This window comes from Streptomyces sp. NPDC057445, assembly GCF_042802855.1.
Lineage (GTDB): Bacteria > Actinomycetota > Actinomycetes > Streptomycetales > Streptomycetaceae > Streptomyces.
Window position 1 is genome coordinate 1 of the sequence record NZ_JBHVDH010000002.1, and the last position, 23,364, is coordinate 23,364.

General features: G+C 67.0%; 17 protein-coding genes and 4 pseudogenes. 15 read left to right on the plus strand and 6 right to left on the minus strand.

What is annotated here, in order from left to right:
* Window positions 1-141 (plus strand): annotated as a pseudogene (locus tag ACFU5O_RS04825) (hypothetical protein); the annotation flags it as partial.
* Between the two features lie 258 nt (window positions 142-399).
* Here the strand turns inward: ACFU5O_RS04825 and ACFU5O_RS04830 are convergent.
* From ACFU5O_RS04830 to ACFU5O_RS04840, 3 genes and pseudogenes are all read right to left on the minus strand, one after another.
* A complete protein-coding gene (locus tag ACFU5O_RS04830; RefSeq protein WP_384236452.1) occupies window positions 400-1,509 on the minus strand; it encodes a hypothetical protein in 1,110 nt (369 codons plus the stop codon).
* Between the two features lie 13 nt (window positions 1,510-1,522).
* Window positions 1,523-2,881, minus strand: coding sequence for an FAD-dependent oxidoreductase (locus ACFU5O_RS04835; RefSeq protein ID WP_384236456.1), 1,359 nt, complete (start codon window positions 2,879-2,881; stop codon window positions 1,523-1,525).
* Window positions 2,882-3,350: 469 nt separating this feature from the next.
* Window positions 3,351-4,141, minus strand: a pseudogene (locus ACFU5O_RS04840) (IS5 family transposase).
* A gap of 354 nt (window positions 4,142-4,495) precedes the next feature.
* Here ACFU5O_RS04840 and ACFU5O_RS04845 point away from each other — a divergent pair.
* The 10 genes from ACFU5O_RS04845 to ACFU5O_RS04890 all read left to right on the plus strand — a co-directional run bounded on the left by ACFU5O_RS04845 (window position 4,496) and on the right by ACFU5O_RS04890 (window position 14,766).
* Window positions 4,496-5,005: a PhzA/PhzB family protein gene (locus tag ACFU5O_RS04845; protein WP_384236459.1), complete on the plus strand. Its 510-nt coding sequence runs from the start codon at window positions 4,496-4,498 to the stop codon at window positions 5,003-5,005.
* A gap of 47 nt (window positions 5,006-5,052) precedes the next feature.
* Entirely contained in the window at window positions 5,053-6,219 is a 1,167-nt protein-coding gene (locus tag ACFU5O_RS04850; RefSeq protein ID WP_384236462.1) for a 3-deoxy-7-phosphoheptulonate synthase, read from the plus strand.
* Between the two features lie 24 nt (window positions 6,220-6,243).
* Window positions 6,244-6,867 carry an isochorismatase family protein gene (locus ACFU5O_RS04855; RefSeq protein WP_384236465.1) on the plus strand — a complete coding sequence of 208 codons (624 nt, stop codon included), beginning with the start codon at window positions 6,244-6,246 and terminating at the stop codon, window positions 6,865-6,867.
* A complete protein-coding gene (locus tag ACFU5O_RS04860) occupies window positions 6,864-8,729 on the plus strand; it encodes an anthranilate synthase family protein (protein WP_384236468.1) in 1,866 nt (621 codons plus the stop codon). The genes ACFU5O_RS04855 and ACFU5O_RS04860 overlap by 4 nt, the downstream gene beginning before the upstream one ends.
* Window positions 8,726-9,079, plus strand: a complete 354-nt coding sequence (locus ACFU5O_RS04865; RefSeq protein WP_384236470.1) for a hypothetical protein — start codon at window positions 8,726-8,728, stop codon at window positions 9,077-9,079. Before ACFU5O_RS04860 ends, ACFU5O_RS04865 begins: the two co-directional genes overlap by 4 nt.
* A gap of 11 nt (window positions 9,080-9,090) precedes the next feature.
* On the plus strand, window positions 9,091-9,912 hold the full coding sequence (locus ACFU5O_RS04870; RefSeq protein WP_384236473.1) for a PhzF family phenazine biosynthesis protein: 822 nt from the start codon (window positions 9,091-9,093) through the stop codon (window positions 9,910-9,912).
* Window positions 9,913-9,925: 13 nt separating this feature from the next.
* Window positions 9,926-10,564 carry a phenazine biosynthesis FMN-dependent oxidase PhzG gene (gene phzG / locus ACFU5O_RS04875; protein ID WP_384236475.1) on the plus strand — a complete coding sequence of 213 codons (639 nt, stop codon included), beginning with the start codon at window positions 9,926-9,928 and terminating at the stop codon, window positions 10,562-10,564.
* 106 nt (window positions 10,565-10,670) lie between these two features.
* Entirely contained in the window at window positions 10,671-11,771 is a 1,101-nt protein-coding gene (locus ACFU5O_RS04880) for a phenazine antibiotic biosynthesis protein (protein WP_384236478.1), read from the plus strand.
* Window positions 11,771-13,135: an aldehyde dehydrogenase family protein gene (locus tag ACFU5O_RS04885; protein ID WP_384236481.1), complete on the plus strand. Its 1,365-nt coding sequence runs from the start codon at window positions 11,771-11,773 to the stop codon at window positions 13,133-13,135. The genes ACFU5O_RS04880 and ACFU5O_RS04885 overlap by 1 nt, the downstream gene beginning before the upstream one ends.
* A gap of 116 nt (window positions 13,136-13,251) precedes the next feature.
* Complete coding sequence (locus tag ACFU5O_RS04890) at window positions 13,252-14,766, plus strand: GMC family oxidoreductase (protein WP_384236483.1); 1,515 nt, start codon at window positions 13,252-13,254, stop codon at window positions 14,764-14,766.
* A gap of 355 nt (window positions 14,767-15,121) precedes the next feature.
* On the opposite strand, the gene ACFU5O_RS04895 is transcribed toward ACFU5O_RS04890, so the two are convergent.
* On the minus strand, window positions 15,122-16,102 hold the full coding sequence (locus ACFU5O_RS04895) for an Lrp/AsnC family transcriptional regulator (RefSeq protein ID WP_384236486.1): 981 nt from the start codon (window positions 16,100-16,102) through the stop codon (window positions 15,122-15,124).
* Window positions 16,103-16,804: 702 nt separating this feature from the next.
* On the opposite strand from ACFU5O_RS04895, the pseudogene ACFU5O_RS04900 reads away from it, so the two are divergent.
* Window positions 16,805-18,010, plus strand: a pseudogene (locus ACFU5O_RS04900) (hypothetical protein).
* Between the two features lie 771 nt (window positions 18,011-18,781).
* On the opposite strand, the gene ACFU5O_RS04905 reads toward ACFU5O_RS04900, so the two are convergent.
* Window positions 18,782-19,336, minus strand: a complete 555-nt coding sequence (locus ACFU5O_RS04905) for an NAD(P)H-dependent oxidoreductase (RefSeq protein WP_384236488.1) — start codon at window positions 19,334-19,336, stop codon at window positions 18,782-18,784.
* A gap of 534 nt (window positions 19,337-19,870) precedes the next feature.
* Here ACFU5O_RS04905 and ACFU5O_RS04910 point away from each other — a divergent pair.
* Window positions 19,871-20,011 (plus strand): annotated as a pseudogene (locus ACFU5O_RS04910) (ISAs1 family transposase); the annotation flags it as partial.
* A 169-nt stretch (window positions 20,012-20,180) separates the two neighbouring features.
* Window positions 20,181-20,462, plus strand: coding sequence for a transposase (locus tag ACFU5O_RS04915; protein WP_384236491.1), 282 nt, complete (start codon window positions 20,181-20,183; stop codon window positions 20,460-20,462).
* A 158-nt stretch (window positions 20,463-20,620) separates the two neighbouring features.
* On the opposite strand, the gene ACFU5O_RS04920 is transcribed toward ACFU5O_RS04915, so the two are convergent.
* Complete coding sequence (locus tag ACFU5O_RS04920) at window positions 20,621-21,784, minus strand: magnesium and cobalt transport protein CorA (protein WP_384236494.1); 1,164 nt, start codon at window positions 21,782-21,784, stop codon at window positions 20,621-20,623.
* Window positions 21,785-21,964: 180 nt separating this feature from the next.
* Between ACFU5O_RS04920 and ACFU5O_RS04925 the strand changes: the two genes are divergently transcribed.
* Window positions 21,965-23,095, plus strand: a complete 1,131-nt coding sequence (locus ACFU5O_RS04925; RefSeq protein WP_384236497.1) for a winged helix DNA-binding domain-containing protein — start codon at window positions 21,965-21,967, stop codon at window positions 23,093-23,095.
* Window positions 23,096-23,364: the final 269 nt, after the last annotated feature.

Genomic DNA, 23,364 nt, shown 5'->3' on the forward strand with positions numbered 1-23,364 from the left:
CGTCAGATGTGTATAAGAGACAGGCCCCGGACGATCGACTTCGCAGGCTTCGCCGCGATCGCCCACGAGGTGGGCGCGGTCCTGGTCGCCGACATCGCCCACATCGCCGGCCTGATCGCGGGCGGCGCCCCCCCCCCCCCCCCCGACCGGTAGAAGACGAGCGGGCCTTGATTATTCGTGAAATCTTCGAGTTTTTCACAAATAGTCAAGTTATTTACTCTGAGGCCGAGCCTCAGATCCCTCGTTCCTGCACGTCACCGCCGCTTCCTTGGCTGAACTCGACGGGAGTTCAGCCAGGGAAGCTCGCCGCGAGGTACGGCGAGCGCCGCGCCTGATGCATTCACGGCCGCGCCCAAACCTCCTGAAGCAGCATGCAGAGACTAGCGGCACACCGGCGGTTCATGCGACGAACGCTGCCGGATTGTTTCCGGTAGCCGCCTTGGCGGCGTCATCCTGCGGGGAAGTTCGGACCGTCGCAAAGTTGAACGCCTTGTCGCGAATGGTGATTGTCCACGAGAGTCCGGACCTCTCGCCCACGGTAAGTCCCAACACGATGAGCGGCATATGCCACTCGTACTTCACGAGTGTGCCTAGGTCCGCATGGGCGTCCGAGCCGTCGTGCACCGATACATTGCCGTAGTTGTTGACGGCAAAGACGTCGGGCGTGGCAATCATCTTCCCGATTCGGGCCTGGCCGGCTTCGATGAAGTCTTCTCGCCGCTCGATGCGAGACAGTGCGTCTATCTCGCGCCGCTCCTCGGCGCGGTAGTAGTCACGGATCTGGATTCCCGTGCTCTGCTCGATGACGCTTCGCGGCACCGTCAGAAACCGAAGTGTGTTGCCAAGGGGCAGCTTCGGCGAGTAAAGGCTGTTCTTGAGGACGAACATGTTCGCGCTGTCGCGGTCAAGGAAATCTGCCCTCATCTTTTCCAAGAAAGAGCCGATCTTGACTGGCGGCTGAGCGCCTTCGGTGAAGGTGACGGGGAGTTCTTTGCTCGCACCGGAGGGCGAAGTCTGAGCGGGTGGCAAGAAGTCTGCCAGCTCATCGGCCCGGATCTCCAGCTCTGCGAGACCTTGGGCGATCTGGAAGCCGTCCTGCCGGGTCTTCAGGGTCTTCATCAGCGCCTGGTGGAATCGGAAAACCTTGTATCCGTCCTGCAGCGGAAACGGAATACACGTAAAGATGCCCTGCAGGTGCGGATCGGAGCGATAGGTGACGGAGGCGAGCAGAAAGCTGTCGTAGAAGCTTTCGTACTTTTCCGCGAGAAGCCCTTGGAAGGACGAGAGGGGGAAATCCTCAGGAGTGTCGAAGGTCAGCTCCACCAGGTGGCACTTGGAGAAGAGAGGATTCCCACGGAAGAAGTGCTTCATGGCCTCCTCGAACTCGGTGAGATCGAAGGCCCTGTCGACCTTGTATGTCGACAGCGACGGAAAGAACTGCGACGCATCGATGAACGGGAAGGTGGTCAGGGAGAGCCGAAGGATCTTGTCGGCGATGGAGACGGGCATTTGGTTACCTCCATTAACTGGTGTGTGCCGGGAAGCGCTGTCGGCGATTTCCCGTCAAAACGCGCCACATAATGCCCGGGGTGCACAATGTTGTCGGCGGTTCAAGCAAGTACTGGACTTTCAGGAATTTCTCGGCCACGACCATGTCCGTCTCGGCTGCGGCGAGCACCTTGTCCATGTAGGAGTTGATGAGCCGCACGGGGAGTGGCCTCGGGCCTTCGATCTGAGGTAGGGCCAGGTCGCTGCCGGTCGCCATCTTCCAGGCGACGCCGATGGGTTTGGCGGCCTTGCGGAAGAATCGTTGCGCGACCTGATCCAGGTCACCGCTCAGCGAGTCACGCAGCGCCATCGCCTGGAGCGAGGCCACCGTCATCCCCTGGGCGTAGATGGGGTTGAAGCTGGATATCGCATCGCCCACCACCAGCAGCCTGCGCGGGAATCGGGTCAGCTTCTCATAGCGACGGCGCACGCTCGCCGGGAACCGGTGCGCGGAAATCTCGCTGAGCGGCTCAGCGTCGCGGATCGCCGCGAAGACGTGTTCGGGAACCAACGGCCTGGCGAACTCCACCCACCCGGCCGGGTCGGTCGGCGGATGGTGGTCGCGGTAACCGATCAGCGTCAGGATCCAGCGGCCGTCCTCTTCCTCCAGGAATTCCGCGCCCTTGGGGCTCCCCGGTGCGTGCCCGATGATCACGACCTTCTCACGGCCCATCGAACCAGCGGCCGGCCGCAGATACCGGCTGGTGTACATGATGTCGACGTCGATACGCTCCTCGAGCGGCGGCTCGTATCCCATCTCGACCAGCCACTTGGTGGTCCGTCCAGACCGGCCGGTCGCGTCCACCACCAGATCGGCGGGGATCACATCCTCGGAGCCGCTGCCCACGTACCTGACACGCACACCGGTGACAGCGCCGTTGTCCGAGGTGGTCTCGAGGCCGGTGACCTGGCACTCGTCGATGAGCTTGATCTTCGCAAGACCCCCGATCCGGGCGCGGAGCCGACTCTCCAGATGCGGCCGGCTCGGCTGGTAGGTGCGGGACAGATCGGCGTACTCGCCGGCCATGCACAACAAGTGCCCGCCCAAGCTCATCCGCAGCTCGGCTGGTCCGTCGATGACGGGCGCGCCACCGGCAACGAAGTCGTCGAGTATCCCGGGGAACAGCTCCTCGAAGATCTTCGCACCCTTGGAGAGCAGGCCATGAGCGTGGCGGCCCTGCGGCACACCTCGCCGCTGAGTCCGCTGCCCCTCCGGCAGCTGGTCACGCTCTACCACCGTTACCCGGTCGAATGCCTCGGAGAGCACCCGGGCGGCAAGTAGACCCGAAATACTCGCTCCCAGCACCACCGCATGTTCACCGATACGCTTCACTGGAATTCCTTCTGGTTGGGCAAGTGTCTTGTGTGGGGTATGTCATGCAACATATGGGTGATCGCGGCCGATGCTCGGGCGATAGTTTCCCGAATCCTTCGATAAGGAAATCATCGAGGTGGTGCGCACCGCGAACATAAGTGCCCCATAGGTTTGGCCACCGCACGTGGCGCAGTATTGGCTTGTTCGTTCCATCGAGCGCGGCTCGCGTGGCCGAAATTCACGTCGGATGCGAGGCTCCAGCGCGCGCCCGCGGCCAGCCGGCGGCACGTGTCCGGGCACCGGTGCCGGGCCGGAGCTCCGGGCTGCCGGTAGTAGTAGTCGCGGGCGTCCCTCGTAGAGGGGACAGGAGTGCAGGCGGGCAGCGGGCCGGCTCCCGGACGGTCGACTGGCCGTCGCTTGAGCCCCGATCGGTGGCTCGGGGCTCGGGGCTCAGGGCTCAGGGCTCAGGGCTCAGGGCTCAACACGATCATGGTGTCGGCTTGTTGATCCTTCGCCAGTAGATGAGGGCGCATGCGAGTGAGACGAGTGAGACGTGGAGGTCGGGGCGTCGTTCCCAGCGGGTGGCGAGGCGCTTGAACTGGTGGAGCGGGGCGAAGGTCCGCTCGATGACGTAGCGGAGCCTGCCGAGGCCGCGGGTGTCGGGCTCGCCTCGACGGGAGATGACAGGCAGGACCCGACGCCGGGTCAGCTCGCGTCGGACGGCCGACTGTCGTCACCCTTGTCACCGGGAAGGGACTCGGGCCGCTTGCGTGGCCGACCCGGTCGGCCGGCCGCGGACGGGACGCCGTCGACCAGGGCGAGTGCCCGGGTGATGTCGGGGACGTTGCCGCCGGTCGTGATCACTTTCAGCGGCGTGCCGCTGCCGTCGCGGATCAGGTGGTGTTCGCTGCCCGACTTGCCGCGATCGACCGGCGACGGATCAACCCTGGCACCCCTCTTTCCGCCCGCACGTGGGAGGAGTCCACGCAGGCGCGCGTCCAGTCGATCCGCCGGGCCGCGTTCAACTCCGCGAGCAGTGCCCGGTGGACCTGGTCGAACACTCCCGCTTCCGTTCACCGGCACAGCCGGCGCCAGCAGGTCTGCCCCGAGCCGAAGCCCGGTTCAGGCGGCAACTGCTGCCACGTGATGCCCGTGAACGAGCACGAACAGGATCCCCTGCAGGCACAGCCGGTCGTCCACCGGCCGCGGTCCCGGGGAGCGCTCCGGCCACGGCGGCAGGACCGGCTCGATCAGCGCCCACAGCTCGTCATCGACCATCCACGGTGCACTCACACCACCACAACGGACGAATCGTCACACCGGACACGGCCCACCAGCCCACAGCCACAAGATCGTGTTACGAGTACTCAGGCGGAGTCGCGCCCGCCATGGAGCAGATCCCTCAGACGGTGATACCGGCTGGAATTTTTCGGCCAGACAGCGGTGATCGGCTTCCCGAACCAGCCAGGGTATGAACAAGATTCCGCCTACCCGCCGAGCGCGGGAGGGGGGTTCAACAGAAATCTCATGAACCAATGCATGATTGTGCTCTTTCGGCGTCGTCATGACTTGTTGGGTCTGCCCTTGTGCGCGCGGTGATCCCGCTTTACTTCGGCACTACAGGAAGAGCCAATGGTCGACATCACCGGCACCGCTGAAACCACCGATACGTTGTCGAGCTCCCGCGGCGACGCGGAACTGCGAGCGAGCAACCGTGCGATCGTGGCGCAGTACATGAATACCCGCGGGGAGGATCGCCTGCGTCGGCACCTTCTGTTCACCGAAGACGGCACCGGTGGTCTCTGGACGACCGAAACTGGGCAGCCGATCGTCATCACGGGCAGAGACCGACTGGGTGACCACGGCCAATGGTCGCTCAAGTGCTTCCCCGACTGGGCCTGGACGAACATCGAGATCTTCGACACGCAGGACCCCAACCAGTTTTGGGTCGAATGCGACGGCGAGGGAACGATCCGCTTCCCCGACTATCCCGACGGCCACTACCGCAATCACTTCCTGCACTCCTTCCTGTTCGAGAACGGGAAGATCAAGCGCCAGCGCGAGTTCATGAACCCCTGCCAGCAGTTCAGGGCTCTGGGCATCGCCGTCCCTCAGGTCAAGCGGGCCGACATACCGACCTGAACGCCGTTCGCCGGGCGTCTTCTTATCAATCAATGGAGAAGGTCGTTATGGGAAACATCCTTGCCGACATCGATAGGGCCCAGGCGCGCCATCAGCCCGAATGGGACAGTCCCTCACAGGTCGAGCTCGTACGAGCGATGCTGTCATCCGTCACACCGCTGGTGACCGCGGCGCAGGTAGAGAACCTCCGCTCCCACCTGGCCCGCGTCGCCACCGGCGAGATGCAGGTGCTACAGGCCGGGGATTGTGCGGAGGACCCAGCCGAGTGCACCGCTGGGCACATTCAAGGCAAGACCGGACTCATCGACCTGCTCGCCCAGAATCTGGAGACCGCCACCGGCAAGCAGACGCTGCGGGTCGGGCGGATCGCAGGGCAGTTCTCCAAGCCCCGCTCCAGCCAGGTCGAAAAACTCGGCGATGACGAACTGCCGTCCTTCTTCGGACACATGATCAACGGGCCGGAGCCCACCCACGAGAGCAGGCGTCCCGATCCACTGCGCATGCTCACGGGCTACATGGCGGCGCGGGAGATCACGACGCAGCTCGGGTGGGTCGGGTCAGCACCTCGGCTTGACGGACCTGTCGTCTGGACCAGCCATGAAGCGCTGCTTCTGGACTATGAGATGTCGATGCTCCGAGAGCTCGACGGCGGTCGGCACCTGCTCGGCTCCACCCACTGGCCGTGGATCGGCGAGCGGACCCGGCAGATCGACGGCCCGCACGTCGCACTGCTCGCCCAGGTGGCCAACCCGGTCGCCTGCAAGGTCGGCCCGTCAATGACCGCCGGCGAGATCGTCGAGCTGTGCGACCGGTTGGACCCGGAGCGGGAGCCGGGCCGGCTTTCACTCATCGTGCGCATGGGCGCCGACCTCGTCGCTGACAGGCTGCCCCGGCTCGTCGAGGCTGTGCAGTCGGCCGGGCACCCGGTGGTCTGGCTCAGCGACCCGATGCACGGGAACACCGATTGCTCGGCTGACGGCACCAAGTACCGGCTCGTGGAAACCGTCGCCCGGGAAGTCCGCGGCTTCCGGCGGGTCCTGGACCTGGCGGGGGTTCCGGCCGGGGGGCTTCACCTCGAGGCGACCCCCGACGACGTGACCGAGTGCGTGCTGGACACGGCCGAGCTGGGGTCGGGCCCCGTCACCAGCCTGTGTGATCCGCGACTCAACACCCCCCAGGCCATCAAGGTGGTCTCGGCGTGGTCCGAGTACTGAGATTCCTAGAGAGGGAGCCTTGTGATGACGGGAATACCGCCGATCGCGCCTTACAGACTGCCGCCGAGGGATGCGCTGCCGGAAAACACCGTGCGCTGGACCGTCGACCCGGATCGGGCGGTGCTCCTCATCCACGACATGCAGAGCTATTTCCTCAAGCCCTTTGAGGACGGCATGCGCAGCGAATTGGTGAGTAACATCGCCGACCTCAAGAAGCGCTGCGGAGCGCTGGGGGTGCCGGTGGCCTACACCGCCCAGCCCGGCGGGATGACGGACCGGCAGCGTGGGCTCCTGAAGGACTTCTGGGGCCCCGGCATGCGCACTGACGAGACCGAACGCGCGGTCGTTCCCGAAATCGAACCCGACGCGGACGACTGGGTGAGCACGAAATGGCGCTATAGCGCGTTCTTCGGGTCGGAGCTGCTGCAGCGCATGCGCGCGCTGCAGCGTGACCAGTTGATCATTTGCGGCGTCTACGCCCACATCGGTGTGCTGTCGACCGCTTTGGAGGCGTTCTCCAACGACATCCAGCCCTTCCTGGTCGCTGACGCGCTCGGCGACTTCTCCGAAGACCGCCACAAGATGACCCTCGAATACGCGGCACGGTGCTGCGCCATGGTGGTCCGAACCGAGGACGTGCTCGCATGAGCGCCCTGCTTGAGCAGGTTCTCGCGCTGGAACTACCCGCCTTCGCGATCATCCACCGTCCCGAAAGCGGTTCCCCCGGCACGCTGGACATCCTGACCGGCCAGGTGACCGAGTTCAAGTCGCTGGACGACATCCCGTTGGCCGACGACTCCGGGCCGGGTCCCGCGCTCGACACGCTGGTGCTCGTCCCCTACCGGCAACTGGCCGATCGCGGCTTCGCCGCGCGGGAGGACGCCACCCCCCTGCTCGCGATGAGCCTCACCGCTCGCGACACGGTGCCGGTCGCCGAAGCACTCGCCGGCTTCCCGCAGGTCCCGACGGAATTGGCCGACGGACACTTCGACGTGGACGACGACGCCTATGCGCAGATGGTGCGCCAGATCGTCACCGAGGAGATCGGCACCGGCGAGGGTGCCAACTTCGTGATGAAGCGCTCGTTCGTCGCGGACATCGGCGACTACTCGCTGACCGGCGCCCTGTCGTTCTTCCGGCGGCTGTTGGAGCGCGAGGAGAAGGCCTACTGGACCTTCATCATCCACACCGGCCGCAACACTCTCGTCGGTGCGACACCGGAGCGCCACGTCTCGCTCGCCGGCGGCACGGCCGTCATGAACCCGATCAGCGGCACGTACCGGTATCCGTCCGGCGGCCCCACCTTGCAGGGGGTCATGGAGTTCCTCGCCGACACCAAGGAGACCGACGAGCTCTACATGGTCCTCGACGAGGAACTGAAGATGATGGCCCGGTTGTGCGATGACGGGGGGCGCGTCCACGGGCCGTACCTGAAGGAAATGGCGCGGCTGGCGCACACCGAATACCTGATCGAAGGCAGGACCAGCCGCGATGTGCGCGAGGTTCTGTTCGAGACGATGTTCGCCCCGACTGTCACCGGAAGCCCGCTGGAGAGCGCCGCCAAGGTCATCTCGCGCTACGAGCCGAAAGGACGCGGCTACTACAGCGGGGTCGCCGCGCTGATCGGACGGGACGCGGCCGGACAGCAGACACTTGACTCGGCGATCTTGATCCGGACGGCCGACATCGATCCCGGCGGCCGGATGAACATCTCCGTGGGGGCCACACTGGTGCGCCACTCCGACCCGATGGCTGAGGCCGCCGAGACCCACAGCAAGCTGGCGACCCTGCTCAACGCGCTCAAGTCCGACCGTTCATCCGGCTACGCGGCCAACCCGGAGGTCCGCGCCGCCCTGGAGCGCCGCAACGAGGGGATCGCGGACTTCTGGCTCCGGGACAACGATGACCGCCCGTCGGCCGGGGCCTCGCTGGACGGCATGAGGGCACTGGTCGTGGACGCGGAGGACACCTTCACTGCGATGCTCGACCAGCAGTTGCGGTCACTGGGGTTGTCCGTGGAGGTCCGCCGCTTCGACGAGCCGTACGACGTGGCGACCTACGACCTGACGGTCTTCGGTCCCGGTCCGGGAGATCCGCGGATGACCTCCCACCCCAAGATCGCCAAGCTGCGGCAGTCGATCGATACCGCGCTGGCGAGTCGCCGGCCGATGCTGGCCGTGTGCCTGAGCCATCAGGTGCTCAGCACGAAGCTCGGCTTCGAGCTGCACCGCCGCGAGGTACCCAACCAGGGCGTACAGCGTGAGATCGAACTGTTCGGCGTGCCCGAACGAGTGGGCTTCTACAACACGTTCGCCGCGCACAGCGCGGTGAGCGAGCGAACCGTCGAAGGGATCGGCGTGGTCGAGCTGAGCCGAGACCAGGAGACCGGCGAGGTGAACGCGCTACGCGGGCCGGGCTTCGCCTCGATGCAGTTCCACGCCGAGTCGGTGCTCACCGTCGACGGCCCGCGCATCATCAGAGAGGCGATACAGGGGGTGCTCGGCCGATGAGAGTGGATGTCGTCTGGTGGGACCTGGCCAGGTCCCACCAGACCGTCGAATCCCTGGAGAAGGATCTTCGTGACGGCTCCGTCGAGCCGTGGCACGAGGTTGAGGGACTGCGCCTGAAGCTGTGGATCGCCGACCGTGAACGCGGCCGTTGGGGCGCGGTCATGTGGTGGGACTCGGACGTTCCGGCAGATCAGCAGCTGCCCCCCAACCGGGCGGCCGAGCTGATCGGGTACGCACCCGACCACCGCGCCAGCTTCGACGTCGCAGCACTGGCCGAGGGGATCGACTCGCTCGGCCTCGCCTTCTCCGCCGGGCCCTCGGTACCGGCACAAGCCCTGGAGCGCCGGTAATGCACCGATACATGGTCGTAGACGCTTTTGCCAGCGAGCCCCTGCTGGGCAACCCGGTCGCCGTCTTCTTCGACAGCGAGGATCTGACCGGTGAGACGATGCAACGCATCGCGAAGGAGATGAACCTCTCCGAGGTCACCTTCGTGCTGCCGACCGAGCAGGACGGCGACGCACGGATCAGGATCTTCACCCCGGTGAACGAACTGCCGTTCGCCGGGCACCCGATGCTCGGCACGGCCTTCGCGCTCGGTCGGACCTGGGGACGCGACAGGCTGCTGCTGGAGACCGCGATGGGTGTCATCCCGTTCGAGCTGGGCACCCGCGACGGCGCCGCGTGGGTCCAGATGGAGCAGCCGGTTCCCAGTTCGAAGCCCTACGATCTCGCCACGGAGCTCCTGGCCGCACTCGGGGTCAGGTCATCGACGGCCCCGGTCGAGATCTACCACAACGGGCCGCGTCACGTTTTCGTGGGGTTGAGCGACGTCGGGGCGCTTTCCGCTCTCCACCCGGATCATCGCGCCCTCTCGCGCTTCCCCGACATGGCCGCAAACTGCTTCGCCAAGGCGGACGGGGGTTGGCGGACGCGGATGTTCTCCCCCGCCTACGGCGTGGTCGAGGACGCGGCGACCGGTTCCGCTGCCGGGCCTCTCGCGATTCACCTGGCCAGACACGGGTTCGCCGAGTACGGGCAGGAGATCAAAATCACCCAGGGCGTGGAAATGGGACGCCCGTCGGTCATGAGGGCGACCGCCGAAGGGGTCGGCGAGTCAGTCAGCTCGGTCCACGTCGGCGGGCACGCCGTCATGGTTGCCGAGGGAACAATCAATGTCTAGCGGGGGGCCTTTCATGGACGCAAGTGGATACGAGTCCCTCAGCGGGAAGGTCGACCTCCCCTTCCCCGAGTACGACAAGCCGCCGGCGGAGCCTCTCCAGCTGGTGCGCAGCTGGCTTTCCCAGGCACGGGAAATCGGAGTCCGCGAGCCCACCGCGCTGGCGCTGGCCACTGCGGACTCCCGCGGCCGCGCCTCCAACCGGGTGGTCGCGATCATCGATGTCACTGACCTCGGTCTGGTGTTCAGCAGCCACAGCTGCAGCCAGAAAGGACGTGAAATCGCTGCTACGGGGTGGGCGTCGGGTTTGCTGTACTGGAGAGAGACCGGTCAGCAGATCATCGTCTCCGGTCCGGTCGAGCTGCTGCCCGACGCCGAGTCGGACGCCCTGTGGTCCGCCCGGCCGATTCCGTTGCACGCCATGTCGACGGTCACCGAGCAGAGCGAGCCGCTGGAGGACGTCGAGGCTCTGCGCGCCAGGGCACGCAGCCTGGAACTGACCGGGGAGCCCCAGCCACGGCCGGAGTTCTTCGTCGGCTACCGGCTGCAGCCCGACGTCGTCGAATTCTGGTCCGCGAGCTCGGACCGCCTGCACCGCAGGCTGCGCTATGACCGCGACGCGCTCGAGTGGCGTACGAGCCGGCTGCAACCGTAGTCCCCGCTCCTTCGACAAACCCTCCTGGCGCTCACCGCCTTTCACGGCTTCGGCGGCATCGTCGTCGTGCCCGGACACACCCGACCCTTTCCATGAGGAAGAAACAATGCCGCCTACCGCAGACCAGATCCTGGATCTTCCGTTCGACGTCCAGCCCGATCCGGACGAGTTCATCCGCGCCGCCATGGAGTGGCACTTCAATCCCGAGACCGGCTGCAAGTTCTGGCTGGACCGAGCCGCTACTCTCGGCTTCGATCCGCGAGCCGATGTCAAGACGCACGAGGACCTCCGGCTCTTCCCGAACGTGGCCGCGGAGCTTCGTGACGTCCGCGGCGAGGACCTGATTCCCAGGGGATACGGAAATCAGCCCGACGTGGTCGGGTTCTTCGAAAGCGGCGGCACCACCGGCGCTCCGAAGCGGGTCGTTCTGATGCGGGACTGGCTTGACCGCATGGTGAGCTGGAGCAACGCGAACCTGGACCGCCACGGTGTGCCGCGCGGAGGGAACTGGCTGGGAGTCATCCCGACCGGGCCGCACGTCGTGGGCACCCTGTTCCGGCAGCACGCCGTGACGCACGGCCGCCACGGCTTCACGATCGACCTCGATCCGCGCTGGGTGAAGCGGCTCGTCGCCGAAGGTCAGTTCGGGCAGGTCGACGCCTACGCCCAGCACCTCATCGACCAGGCCGCCGACGTCCTGCGGACGCAGGACATCGGCCTGCTCACCATCACGCCCCCACTGCTGGAACGGCTGGCCAGGGACGAGAAGCTGGTCGCCCTGGTGAACGAGCGGGTGAAGTGCATCAGGTGGGGAGGCACTCAGATGGACGCCGACTCCCGGCACCTGTTCAAGACCGAGGTGTTCCCCGAGGTCGCGCTGTGCGGCGAGTACGGAAGCACGATGATCATCGGGGTCGCGGGCGAGCGCGCCGGGATCTCCGTCGACGATCCGTGTGTCTTCGACTCGTTCTCCCCCTACGTGACCTTCACGGTCGTCGATCCGAAGAGCCTCGAGCCGGTGTCCTACGGAGAGCGGGGCCGGGTGCTGGTCAACCACGTCAGCAAGTCCTTCCTGCTGCCCAGCAACCTGGAACGTGACCTCGCCACTCGGATTCCTCAGGTGAACGGCTTGGTCGGGGACTCGGTCGCCGACATCTCCACGGTCGCGGTCTTCGAGGACGAGGACGTCATCGAGGGGGTTTACTGATGATCGACCTGCCCGCGCTCGGTGCAACGGGTGCCTACCGCTCCAGGAACATACAGACGGTCACCGATGTGGCAGGCACTGCCCTCGCGGAACTGAGCCTCGTGCCGCCGTTGTACGTCAACCGGACCATGGCGGCGCTGCGCCGGAGCAGCATCATGCCGGCCGACGAACGGGCCGACGCGATGATCCGTGCGGCCAAGCTCTTCGCGACCGCGACGATCGACGGCCTGACCGTCGAGGAGTACCAACACGCTGTCAGCAGGGTCGGTGGCGTCCCGATCTCCTCCGTCGTCACGGCGACCACGACGGTCGCCGAGCGGGTGGCGAAGGCTCATGCGAGCGTCCAGTACGCGCGCCCGCGGGGGGCGGTCGACAACTGGCGCGATCCGCTGACGCGGACCGGGCGTTCGGTGTGGACACGGCGCGGAGACGTGTTCGCCGTGCACGCCGCGGGCAACCACCCCGGCACCCACAGCATCTGGCCGGAGGCACTGGCGCTGGGCTACCGCGTCGCGGTCCGCCCGTCGAGCCGCGATCCCTTCACCCCGCACCGGCTCGTGGCGGCACTGCGGAGCGCGGGATTCGCCGACGACCAGGTGGTGCTCCTGCCCACCGACCACGCCGGTGCCGACGCCATCCTGCACGGCGCCGACCTGGGGATGGTGTACGGCGGCGAAGAGGTGACCCGCAAGTACGGCGAGGCCGCGACGGTGCTGCCGCAGGGGCCGGGTCGGTCGAAGATCCTCATCACGGCCGACGCGGACTGGCGCGAACACCTGGACGTGATCGTCTCATCCGTGAGCGGCCACGGCGGGACCGGATGCGTGAACACGACAGCCATCTTCGTGGAGGGGGACCCGACTCCGCTCGCCGAAGCCGTCGCGGCGCGGTTGTCCGCCGCGACCCCCTTGCCGCCCGAGGATGACAAGGCCGTACTCCCCGTACAGCCGGTCGCGGTCGCCAAGGCGATCGAAACGCACCTGCTCAAGAAGGCGGCCGGCGCCCGGCCCTGGCTCGGCGGCGACGGCGTCGTGGGCGAACTCGGGGACGGGAGCGCCGCGCTGCTGCCCGCCGTCTTCCAACTCGACGATCCGGCCGCTCCGCAGGCAGGTGTGGAACTGCCGTTCCCGTGCGTGTGGATCGCGCCGTGGACACCCGAGGCCGGCACGGAGCCGCTGAAGAACACGCTCGTGCTCAACGCGATGACCCACGACACCCAGCTCATCGACCGCCTGCTCGGCGAGCCGACCATCAGCAACCTGTACCTGGGAAGCCGGCACACCCACTGGATGGATCCCTCGGTACCGCACGATGGCTACCTGGCCGACTTCCTCATGCGGAACAAGGGTGTCATCCGGAACTGAAAGTGGTTCTGGCAACGCTCACGGTCGCACCGTGAGCGCGGTTCCGATGTCGCCCGCGGCGGCTCGCCACCGGGACGCTCCCTCCACAACTCCAACGAGATCGAAAGGGTCCTACCTTGTCCCACTCCGTCGAACCGGCCGACGTCCTGATCGTCGGCGGCGGGTCGGCCGGCGCAGTGCTCGCCGCGCGCCTGAGCGAGAACCCCGCCCGGCGCGTCGTGCTGCTCGAGGCCGGGCCGGACTACGGCCCCACCCGGTTCCCCGACGCGCTGCTCGACGCCAACCGCATCGCCGATCTCGATCACGACTGGGGATACACCTCGCGGGGCGGGCGACTGAGCCCCTCGATGATCGCCCTGCGCGGCAAGGTGATGGGCGGGAGTTCCGCCGTCAACGCCGGCGCCGCCCTCCGCGCCCGCGCCCGCGACTTCGCCCGCTGGGCCGAGAACGGGCTCGACGACTGGAGCTTCGCCGACGTCCTGCCGTACTTCCGCGCCCTGGAAAACACCCCCACCGGCGAGGACGAGTTTCACGGGCGAAGCGGGCCGATGCCCGTGCGCCAACTGACCGACTCCGAGCTGACGCCCGCGCACCGTGGCTTCATCGACGCCGCAGTCGCCCTTGGCCACAAGCGGATCACCGACTTCAACGGTGCCGAGCAGGACGGCGTCGGAGCCTTCGCGGTCAACGTCCTCGATGGGATCCGACAGAACACCGCACTGGTCTACCTCACCGCTGAGGTGCGCGCTCGCCTGAATCTCACGGTGCACGGTGCCGTCACCGTCGACCGGGTCCTGTTCCGCGGTGGCAGTGCGACCGGAGTGGTCACCGCCGACGGGACCGTGCACAATGCCGACGAGGTGATCCTCTCTGCGGGGACCTACGGAAGCGCGGCGATCCTGCTGCGCTCCGGCATCGGCCCCGCCGGCGAACTGGCGTCGCTCGGCATCGAGCCCCTCGCCGACCTACCCGTCGGACAACACCTGCAAGACCACCCTTTCTGCCCCGCGGTCCATGCACTCGCCCCGGGGCGAGGGGAGATGGCTCCGGCCCTCGGCGCACTGCTGTGGACCGCCTCCAGCGAGGCCGCGGACGGTGAACTCGACCTGAACGTCGTCGCCGTGCATCCCAACGGGGCTCCGTTCATGCCCGCCGGCGGCGTCATCGCCCTGTCCACGGCTCTCGTGCTCCCCGACGCGCAGGGCACGCTGCGCCTCGCCAGCCGCGATCCGCTTTCCCAGCCCTTGATCGACCACAACTACCTCGGCACCGAGCGCGACCGCCGACGCATGCTCGAAGGCGTACGAATCGCCCGTGATCTGGCCCGTGACCCGGCACTCGCGCCGTCGCTCGCCGGGCTTCTGATGCCGCGCGAACTGCCCGACGAAGCCGAGGAACTGACGCGGGTGATCGAATCCAACCTCTCCATCTACGGTCACCCCACCTCCACCGCCCCTATGGGTGCCGCCGACTCGCCTCAGGCCGTCGTCGACTCCCGCGGAGCCGTGCACGGAATCGCCGCCCTGCGTGTCGTGGACGCCTCGATCATTCCGTACGTGCCCTCCAGCGTCACCAACCTCACCACGATCATGATCGCCGAACGCATCGCCCACCTCGTCTACAACCACTGATAACCGTAGGCTGCCGAGAGGCCGGCCACTCACCTTGATGATTTTGGGGCCGAGCCCCGAGCCCCGAGCCCCGGGCCCCGCGTTCCTGCACGTCACCGCCGCTTCCCCTGGCTGAACTCGGCGGGAGTTCAGCCAGGGAAGCTCGGCTCGGGCGCGGCGAGCGCCGCATCCGACGGGTGCGGTGGTTCGGCGCACTTCACGCAGGCCAGGCCACGTCATCAGACCTCTGGTCGAGGAAACGAGGCTCACGCTACGGATCTGCGGGAGCCGGGGGTGAGATTCCCCCGGGCAAGCCGACATCTCGCACGCTGCTGAAACCCTGGACTGATCGACTGATGGAGGCTCCGAACCCGCGTCAGGCTGAGTTGCTACGTTTGGGGCTGCTGTGCAGGAACGGACTGCAGGTTTTCAGAGTCCTCTGGACAGGACTTGTTTCGAGCATGCGGATGGAGTCCAGCGCGCTGAGCCTATCGGCCAGGTAGTCATGCAGTTCACTGGGACTCTTGCACAGGACGAGGGCCACCAGGTTGGTTGGGCCGGTGGTAGAGGCCAGGAAGGCTAGTTCCCTGTGTTGGATCAGGGTGCTCGCTACCTGGTTCAGGTGCGCGGGGGCGACAGACATCCACAGCAGGGCTTGCGTGGTGATGCCGTATACCTCCGCACTTATCTCGACGTCGAAGGTGAGCATGCCGCTGGCATGCAAAGCAGCGAGTCGGCGCGTAATCGTCGAGGAAGACTGGCCGGTCTCGGCGGCGAGGTCTGTGTAGCTGATGCGGCCGTTGTTCTGCAACGCGGCCAGCAGGTGCCAGTCCGCCTGGGTCAGGGATGAGCGGAGCTTGGGCTCGTCAGCGTCATCTGACGAGTCGAGTGCTCGGCGTAGTTGTTCCTGCTGCTCGTTGGTGAGAGCGGTAGTGTGCCCCTGCCATGCGGTGGGACCGCCTAAATAGGTGTGCAGCAGGCGGTGCGCCGACACCTCGGCGATGTTGGCCACACGAGGGATCTCGCGGAACAGCAGCGTATGGTGCGCCGCGGAGTTCATGACGAAGCATATTTCGGTTCCCCCGGACACGAGCCGCACCCAGGTGGTGTCGTCCCGCCGAGCCAGGCTGTACGCGACACTCTGAGCGGTGTTCGGGCTGGCCGTGAGCCTCAGAATCCACTTCCCACCTGACGGTTGCCGCGGGTTCACCACCCCGACAACGCGAAGCGACAGCTCGCTGCTCAGCCGCCCGTAGCGACGGGCGACCGTTTGCGTGGAGACGCCCAGAACCTCGGCGATCCGGCTGAACGGCGCCCGACCGTCGATACGCAGGGCATGAATAATACAGTGGTCCAAGTCATCGACTGTGGGGACCGTTGGCTCAGAAAAATCGCCCACTGGCCGTCTAGGACCAGGGGCGCTCAGCAAGGTTTGCGGCACCAGTTTTCCCTCGGGTAGCATGGAGAAGGGAGGGCCTCGTCAATGGACTTGGCTGTCGGAGACGGCGTTTTTCATCACCAGGGCCCCGGCGAGTTCCGTTCCACGGTGATGGTCAGCCAGTTCTCGTGATCGGTCATGCTTTGCCGGACTCGGCGCGCGGGCATGGAGTCGCACAATCGTGGTTCAAGGAATGCGCGTTCGGTGTCACCAGCCTGCCGGCCTCGGACGCGAGACCCAGCGACCTGGCGGTCCGTCAACAGCTGCACTGGTCCGCCGAGTACCGGCACCACGTCTTGGATGACACCTTCGAGGAGGAGCGCCGCCAGGCCCGCACTGCACGCCTGCCTGGGAACCTCTCCACCCTGCACGACCTGGCATTCCAATGCAGCCGCTGCCACTACACCAGCCCCCCGACCAGCTCATGAACTACTACGGACCATGACCACTCGCCGGGGTCCTGACTTATCGCCAGGGCTCGGTCGGCGGAATCCACTAGGTTCAATCTTCGGGCGAGTGTACATGTTCTCGCTCTTCGTGGGTACGGCGGTCCGCCCAGCAGGGAGCTGACGATCAATAACTTCGGTGTTCTGTGGGGTGGTTGGGTCGTAGGAGCCAGGTGTGACGGAGGGGATCGAGACGGCGCTGGTGGAGAGGTTCGCACGGTTGCTGCCGCATCTGGATGAGCGACGTCGGCGTCTGGATACTCGGCGCGGGTGCGCGGGCGCTGGGACCACGGCGGGATCCGGGTGGTGGCGCGTGCCGCAGGGGTTTCGGAGGACACCGTCTCTGCGGGGCGGCTGAACTGGACGCAGGAATGTCGCCCTCGGTGCGCGTGCGTCGGCCCGGGGCGGGGCGCAAGCGGCTGCGCGAGCAGGACCCCGGCCTTGGTAGCCGCGCTCTTGGCGCTGGTGGAGCCCGGGAAGCGCGGAGATCCGGAGTCCCCCTTGCAGTGGACGACCAAGTCGACCCGCAAACTGGCCGCCGAGCTGTCGGCTCAGGGGTACCGCATCGGCGCGGACACCGTGGCCGCCATGCCGCGGACGCCGGCGGGGCGAACGGCTACCGGGTGCGGGTCGAGCACCGCCTGTTCTCCCGGATCAGCGCCAACTGGCGCGGCAGGCCGCTCACCAGCCATGAAGTCGTCGTCAACACCATCGGCGCGACCACGACCCGCACCGGGCTCATCGTCCGCGCCGAACTCGACCCCGGCGCCCACCCGACCGGTACCACCGTTCCCGACCACGTCATGGACCGACTCCCCCTGGAGCCGCACGAGTGGCACGGCACCTGGAACTACAGCATCCGACCCGAACCGCCTGGCCCCGAACCCCCGGCGCCCGCCACCGGAGTTCGGCCGCTTCCCCGCGGGGGACAAGGCCCCCCGTATGGCTGCACCGTCCCAGCCCGACCGGCATGGAGCCCGCCGCCTGGCAGACTCTGCTCGGCCGCTACCGCGACTACCTGAACGAGCACCCGCCGATCATGATCCCCGGCAAGAAGACCGGCCCCGGCACCGGCAGCCACTACCTCTCCATCGCCGACCGCCTCCTGGTCTGCGTCCTCCTCAAGACCCGCTGGTCCCTGCCCCAGCCGCCGCTGGCGTCCCTCCTCAGCGTCTCCAAGGCCATGATCGGCGCCGCCGTCCGCGACGTCGGCCGCGACCTCGCGGCTCTCGGGCACACCGTACCCACTGGTGCCATCACCGTGACCACCGCCGAGCAACTCGCCGCCATCGCCGGACACACCCTCGTCCCGGAGAGCACAAGATCCCGAAGTAATTTTCCGGCAGCTCCCTGGCCTCAGCCTGGGAGCGCAGGAACGTAGCCCAACTCGGTCCGTTACGTCGTGGGGCCGGGTCGATACCGTGCCTCTTGAGGATCTCCCAGACGGTGGAAGGCGCCACCGTGATCCCGGGACCTGCCAACTCCCCGGAGATGCGGCGATACCCCCAGCCGTCGTTCTCGCGGGCCATGCGCAGCACGAGCCTCGCGATCGAGGGATGCCGGCGCGGACGCCCCGGGTTCTTGCGCCGCGATTTCTCCGCCCAGCGTCGTTTCACCAGGTCCGGGTGCCACTTGAGGATCGTCACGGGGTTGACGGGAAGTCAGGCCCGCGTGCCGGGCTCGAGGTATCAGAGCCAGGAACGCGGCGAACAACGCCCGATCCGCCCATGTCAGCTTCGGGCGCGCGGTCACGAGACGCTCGAGCAGCGCGACCTGGTGGCGAAAGAGAAGGATCTCCGCGTCTTTCCAGGCCGCCGAACGCCGTGAGAGCCGCAGCCACACGGGTACCCGCAGCGTCAGAAGAAACACGAATCGTAGACACACAGCCGGCGATCATCGCCGAACCGGCACGAAGACCTGTGCCCTGCGGGTGACCTGCACGGACGGCATTACCGGCAAGCACAGGAGGAGTTGTTCGGCCGCCGCCCGTAGGGTTTCAAGACTGCTTCACCGAGGCTGAGTCGAGCTTCCTTCGCTGAACTCCCGTCGAGTTCAGCGAAGGAAGCGGCGGTGACATGCTGGAACGCGCGGCCTGGGGCTGGGCCCCAGAGTAAACATCGTGAAGACTCGAAGAATTCACGAATAATCGAGGTCAGCCGACCGGCGTCTCACTGGTCGCGATGAGCCTGCGGTATTCCTTGGCGTTCAGGACGAGGTCCTCGTCCGACGGGTCGAAGATCATGCCGTAGACGGAGTGAAAACCCTGATAGTCAAGCTGGCAGAACTCCAGCGTTTGAGCGACCGGGGCGAGGTACTCCTCGAGGGTCCGTCGGGCGAGGCCTTCCGCGGCGTAGGTCTCCAGCTGGCTGCCGACCGTGACGGCCAGCCAAGCCTTCTTGCCCTGCAGCGCGGAGGCGGAACCGTCGAAGGTGAAGGCGAAACCGTGAACCAGCACCGCGTCGAACCACGCCTTGAGCAGCGGGGTTATGTTGTACCAGTAGACCGGGAACTGGAGAACGACGGTGTCGTGCTCGCGCAGCAGCTGCTGCTCGCGTGCGGCATCGATCTTGAAATCGGGGTAAGTCTGGTAGAGGTCGTGGACGGTGACGTTGTCCAAGTCCTTGATCTCGGCGAGCCAGGTGGCGTTGCCGCGGGATTCCGTGAGGTTCGGGTGGGCGACAATGACGAGGGTGCGATTGGTGGTCACTGACTGTTCCATTTCTCGTGTAGGACGCGAACCCGTGTGCGTCCTCACTGTCAATAATTGGCGAGCGGGTCGGCCGTGTCCGCGGTCATGCGTTCTTCTCGAGCGCTTTGAAAGGGCGATCGTTTTCGGACCGAGCGGCTGTGTCTCTGTAAGTAAAGGCGGTCGGTGATCCGAGCGGCGTTTGTCACGCAATATTGACGGACTCGTTCCACCGGAGACCGTCCGGGTGGTGGATATTCACGCGCACCCCCAACGCCCCGGGGGCGTTTCATAGTCCTGGTGATCACGTGAGTCCGCAGGTCGCGGTGGTGCGAGAAGTGCGGGTCGGGCCGTCACGAATGCAGCGAAGCTCCGGTTGAACGGGGTGACCTTCCCAAGTCGCCCTGAAGTGCCGGAGCTTCGGTGTGCCGCCAGTGTGGCACCGTCTGCCTGACCAAGTCGCCCGCTGTGGGCAGCGTGACGGGATTGCCGTTGGTGGAGCGGTTGCGGGTGCTGCCCGATCCGCGGCGGCGTCGGGGGGTTCGTCACCCGTTCGTGGCGGTGCTGCTGGTCGCCGCCTCGGCGGTGCTTGCCGGCGCGCGCTCGTACGCGGCCATCGGCCAGTGGTCCGGGAATGCTCCTCAGCACGCCCTGGCCCGCCTCGGAGCCCGGGTCGTCGGGGCGCTGGGTGTGCGGGTCGCACCGAGTGCCGCCACGATCCGGCGGGTTGTCGGCCTGGTCTGCCCCGGCGGCCTGGCCGACCTGACCGGCGCTGATCCTGCCGGAGCGGACTCGGTGGCCGTCGACGGCAAGGCCGCCCGAGGCTCCCGGCACGGCGAGCTGCCCTGCCCACCTGCTGGCCGCGATGACCGGCGACGGCCGCACCGTCACCCAACTGCGGGTTCCCGACAAGACCAACGAAGTCACCTGCTTCGCCACGCTGCTGGCGCCCTTCGACCTGACCGGGGTCACTGTCACAGCCGACGCCCTGCACACCCAGCGCACACACGCGCGCTTCCTGGTGGAGGAGAAGAAGGCACACTACCTGCTGGTGGTCAAGGCCAACCAGCCCTGGTCGCGACAACGGGTGGCACAGCAGATGCTGTGCCACCCGCCTTCGTTACCCTCCGCAGCCGCGTGCAGTTGAAGGTGGTCGGCGGTGCGGGAGGGTCAGCCCCAAGGAGCGAGGGAGTACACCCAGCGTGGGCGGGCTGCGGATTCTCCCCAGATTCTCCCCAGGGGGCCCTGCAGGCCGTTTCCAGACGTTCGCAAGAGCTAAGTTGATCAACGGTGCTGCTCTGCGGTCTACAGCCAGTCGCGCTTCTTGAAGATGACGTACAGGCTCACGCAGACCACCGCCATCAAGAGGATCGCGAAGGGGTAGCCGGCCGCCCACTGCAGCTCCGGCATGTTCCGGAAATTCATGCCGTAGACGGTTCCCACGAGTGTGGGTGCAAACAAGATGGCCGCCCAGGAGGAGATCTTCTTGATCTCCTCGTTCTGCTCGAAGCCCGCTTCCGCCAGCGCCCGCATCTCGGCGTTCTGCTGCTGTGTCACCAGGGTCGTGTTGACCGCCAGGATGTCGGCCAGGGCCTGCCGGAAGCCGTCCACGCGCTCACTGGTGTGGGTGACGTGGTCGGCTACGTCGCGAAGGTAGCGCTGGAGCTCCTCGTCCGTGCCGTACTTGGCGAAGCCTGCCATGAGGCCGTGCAGCATGCCCACCAGCGGACGGGTGGCGCGCTGGAACTCGACCATCTCGCGGGAGAGTTCGTAGATGCGGCGGGATGCCGCCGGGTCACCGCTGAAGACTTCGGTCTCGATCTCGTCGATGTCGTTCTGGACGCCCGCGACGACCGGGGCGTAGCCGTCGACGACGGCGTCGAGGATCGCGTAGAGCACCGCCTCCGGGCCGAGGGCGAGCAGTTCCGGGTTGTCCTCCTCCATACGGTGGCGGACCGCGGAGAGATCCGGCGCCGCTCCATGGCGGACCGTGATCAGGAAGTCCTTGCCGACGAAGACATGGAGCTCGCCGAAGTCGACCTCCTCAGGGGCGTCGAGATACCGGGCCGCACGCAGGACGACGAAGAGGGTGTCGCCGTAGCGCTCGAGCTTGGGGCGCTGGTGGGCTTCCAACGCGTCCTCGACGGCGAGCTCATGGAGGTCGAACTCCTCTGCCAGCGAAAGGAGTTCGGATTCGGTCGGCTTGTGCAGGCCGATCCAGGCCATCCCGGCCGGTTCCTCGCGCAGCAGGCGGAAGGTTTCGGCGAGCGAATCCGGCGTCGAGACGCGGCGGCCGTCGCGGTAGAGCGCGGCCTGGACAATGCTGCCCTGGTCCTTCTGGACGGGCGCGGAGGCCGCCGCGGGCGGCGGGGGGCCCGGCGGTGCGGATGCGTCGACCTGCTGGGCCGGGTGGCGGCGCCAGGCGTGCTTCTTCAGATTCGGCGTGGGACGTGCCCGTCGGTCGGACATCCTGGTCACCTCCCGTGCGGCGTAGCTGTGGCCCTGCTCAGCGGCCAGGGAGCAGAATATACGGGCTGAATTGCACCGGCATGGCGGAACCGGCAAGAGCGAGGCCCATGATCCCTCAGGACCGGAACCCTGAAGGATTGCGGACAGAAGCTGTCCGCAATGGCGCGTAGCGTGCTGGTCATGGCTTCGAAGACACGCCGCATCCATCCTGAGCTCGGCCCGCGCGCCCTCAACCGCGCCACCCTGGACCGCCAGCTGCTGCTGCGCCGTACGCCGCAGCATCGGATGCCGGCGAAAGCGGCGGTGGAACACCTCCTCGGCCTCCAGGCGCAGAACGTCAAGCCGCCGTACTACGCACTCGCCGCCCGTCTGCACGGATTCCGCCCCCAGGAACTCTCCGCGCTGATGGAGTCGCGCGAGGTCGGGCGCATGGTCACGCTGCGTTCCACGATCCACACCCACACCGCGGCCGACTGTCTCACCCTGCGCCCGTTCGCCCAGGCAGGAGGCCCGGACAGGGAGCTGAAGATGTTCATGAAGCGCCTCGACGGCGTGGACCTCGAGCGGCTTGCCGCATTCGGCAGGGAGCTGCTCGAGGAGCGCCCCCGCCCGGTCAAGGAGCTCCGCGAAGCCCTCCTCGCACAGTGGCCGGACGACGACCCGCTCGCCCTCACCACTGCCGTCCGCTGCATGCTGCCGCTGGTTCAGACCACCCCGCGCGGGCAGTGGGGCACGAGCGGCCAGGTCACCCTGACGACCACGGAGCAGTGGTTCGGCCGGCCCCTGGAAGACGCCCCCGAGCCGTACGCGATCGTACGGCGCTATCTCGCTGCATTCGGGCCCGCCTCTGTGAAGGACATGCAGACCTGGTCAGGTCTGACCCGGCTCCGGGACGCCTTCGAACGGCTGCGCCCCGAGCTGCTCACCTTCCAGGACGAGAACGGCGTCGAACTGTTCGACCTCCCGGACGCACCCCGCCCCGATCCGGAAACCCCCGCTCCGCCGCGCTTCCTCCCCGAGTTCGACAATCTGCTGCTTTCCCACGCCGACCGCAGCCGGGTCGTCCCCGCCGGCTTCCGGGCGCGGACGTGGAAGGGCAATCAGGCCTACCGCGTCTTCCTCGTCGACGGCTTCCTCGCCGGGGTCTGGAAGCTGGAGGAGACCGGGGACTCGGCCACCCTGACCGTGGAGCCCTTCGTGGAACTGACGCGGGAGCAGCGCGCTGCCGTGGCCGGGGAGGGCGAGCAGATGCTCGCCACCATGAGCCCGGCAAAGGCGCTCGACCTGCGGTTCGGGGACGTCACGGGCTGACCGCCCCGCTCCGGCCGCGGCCCGCCGCCACCCCAGGGACACGCCGCGTTGGGCTGCCGCCGACGCGCCACCTCCCTGCCACGCTTCTTCGGGGTCTCCGAGTCGTGCGCGTACGCCGTAGCCGGCCGGGCGCTCCAGCAACCCGCCGAACAGCGGGGCGAGTTCGTCACCCGGCCCTTCGTCAGGGTGTGCAGGGTGATGTACCGGTCGATGCTCGGCGCAAGCCGGGCCGCACGGGCCGCGTCATGGACGAGGGCGCTGCGCCGGTG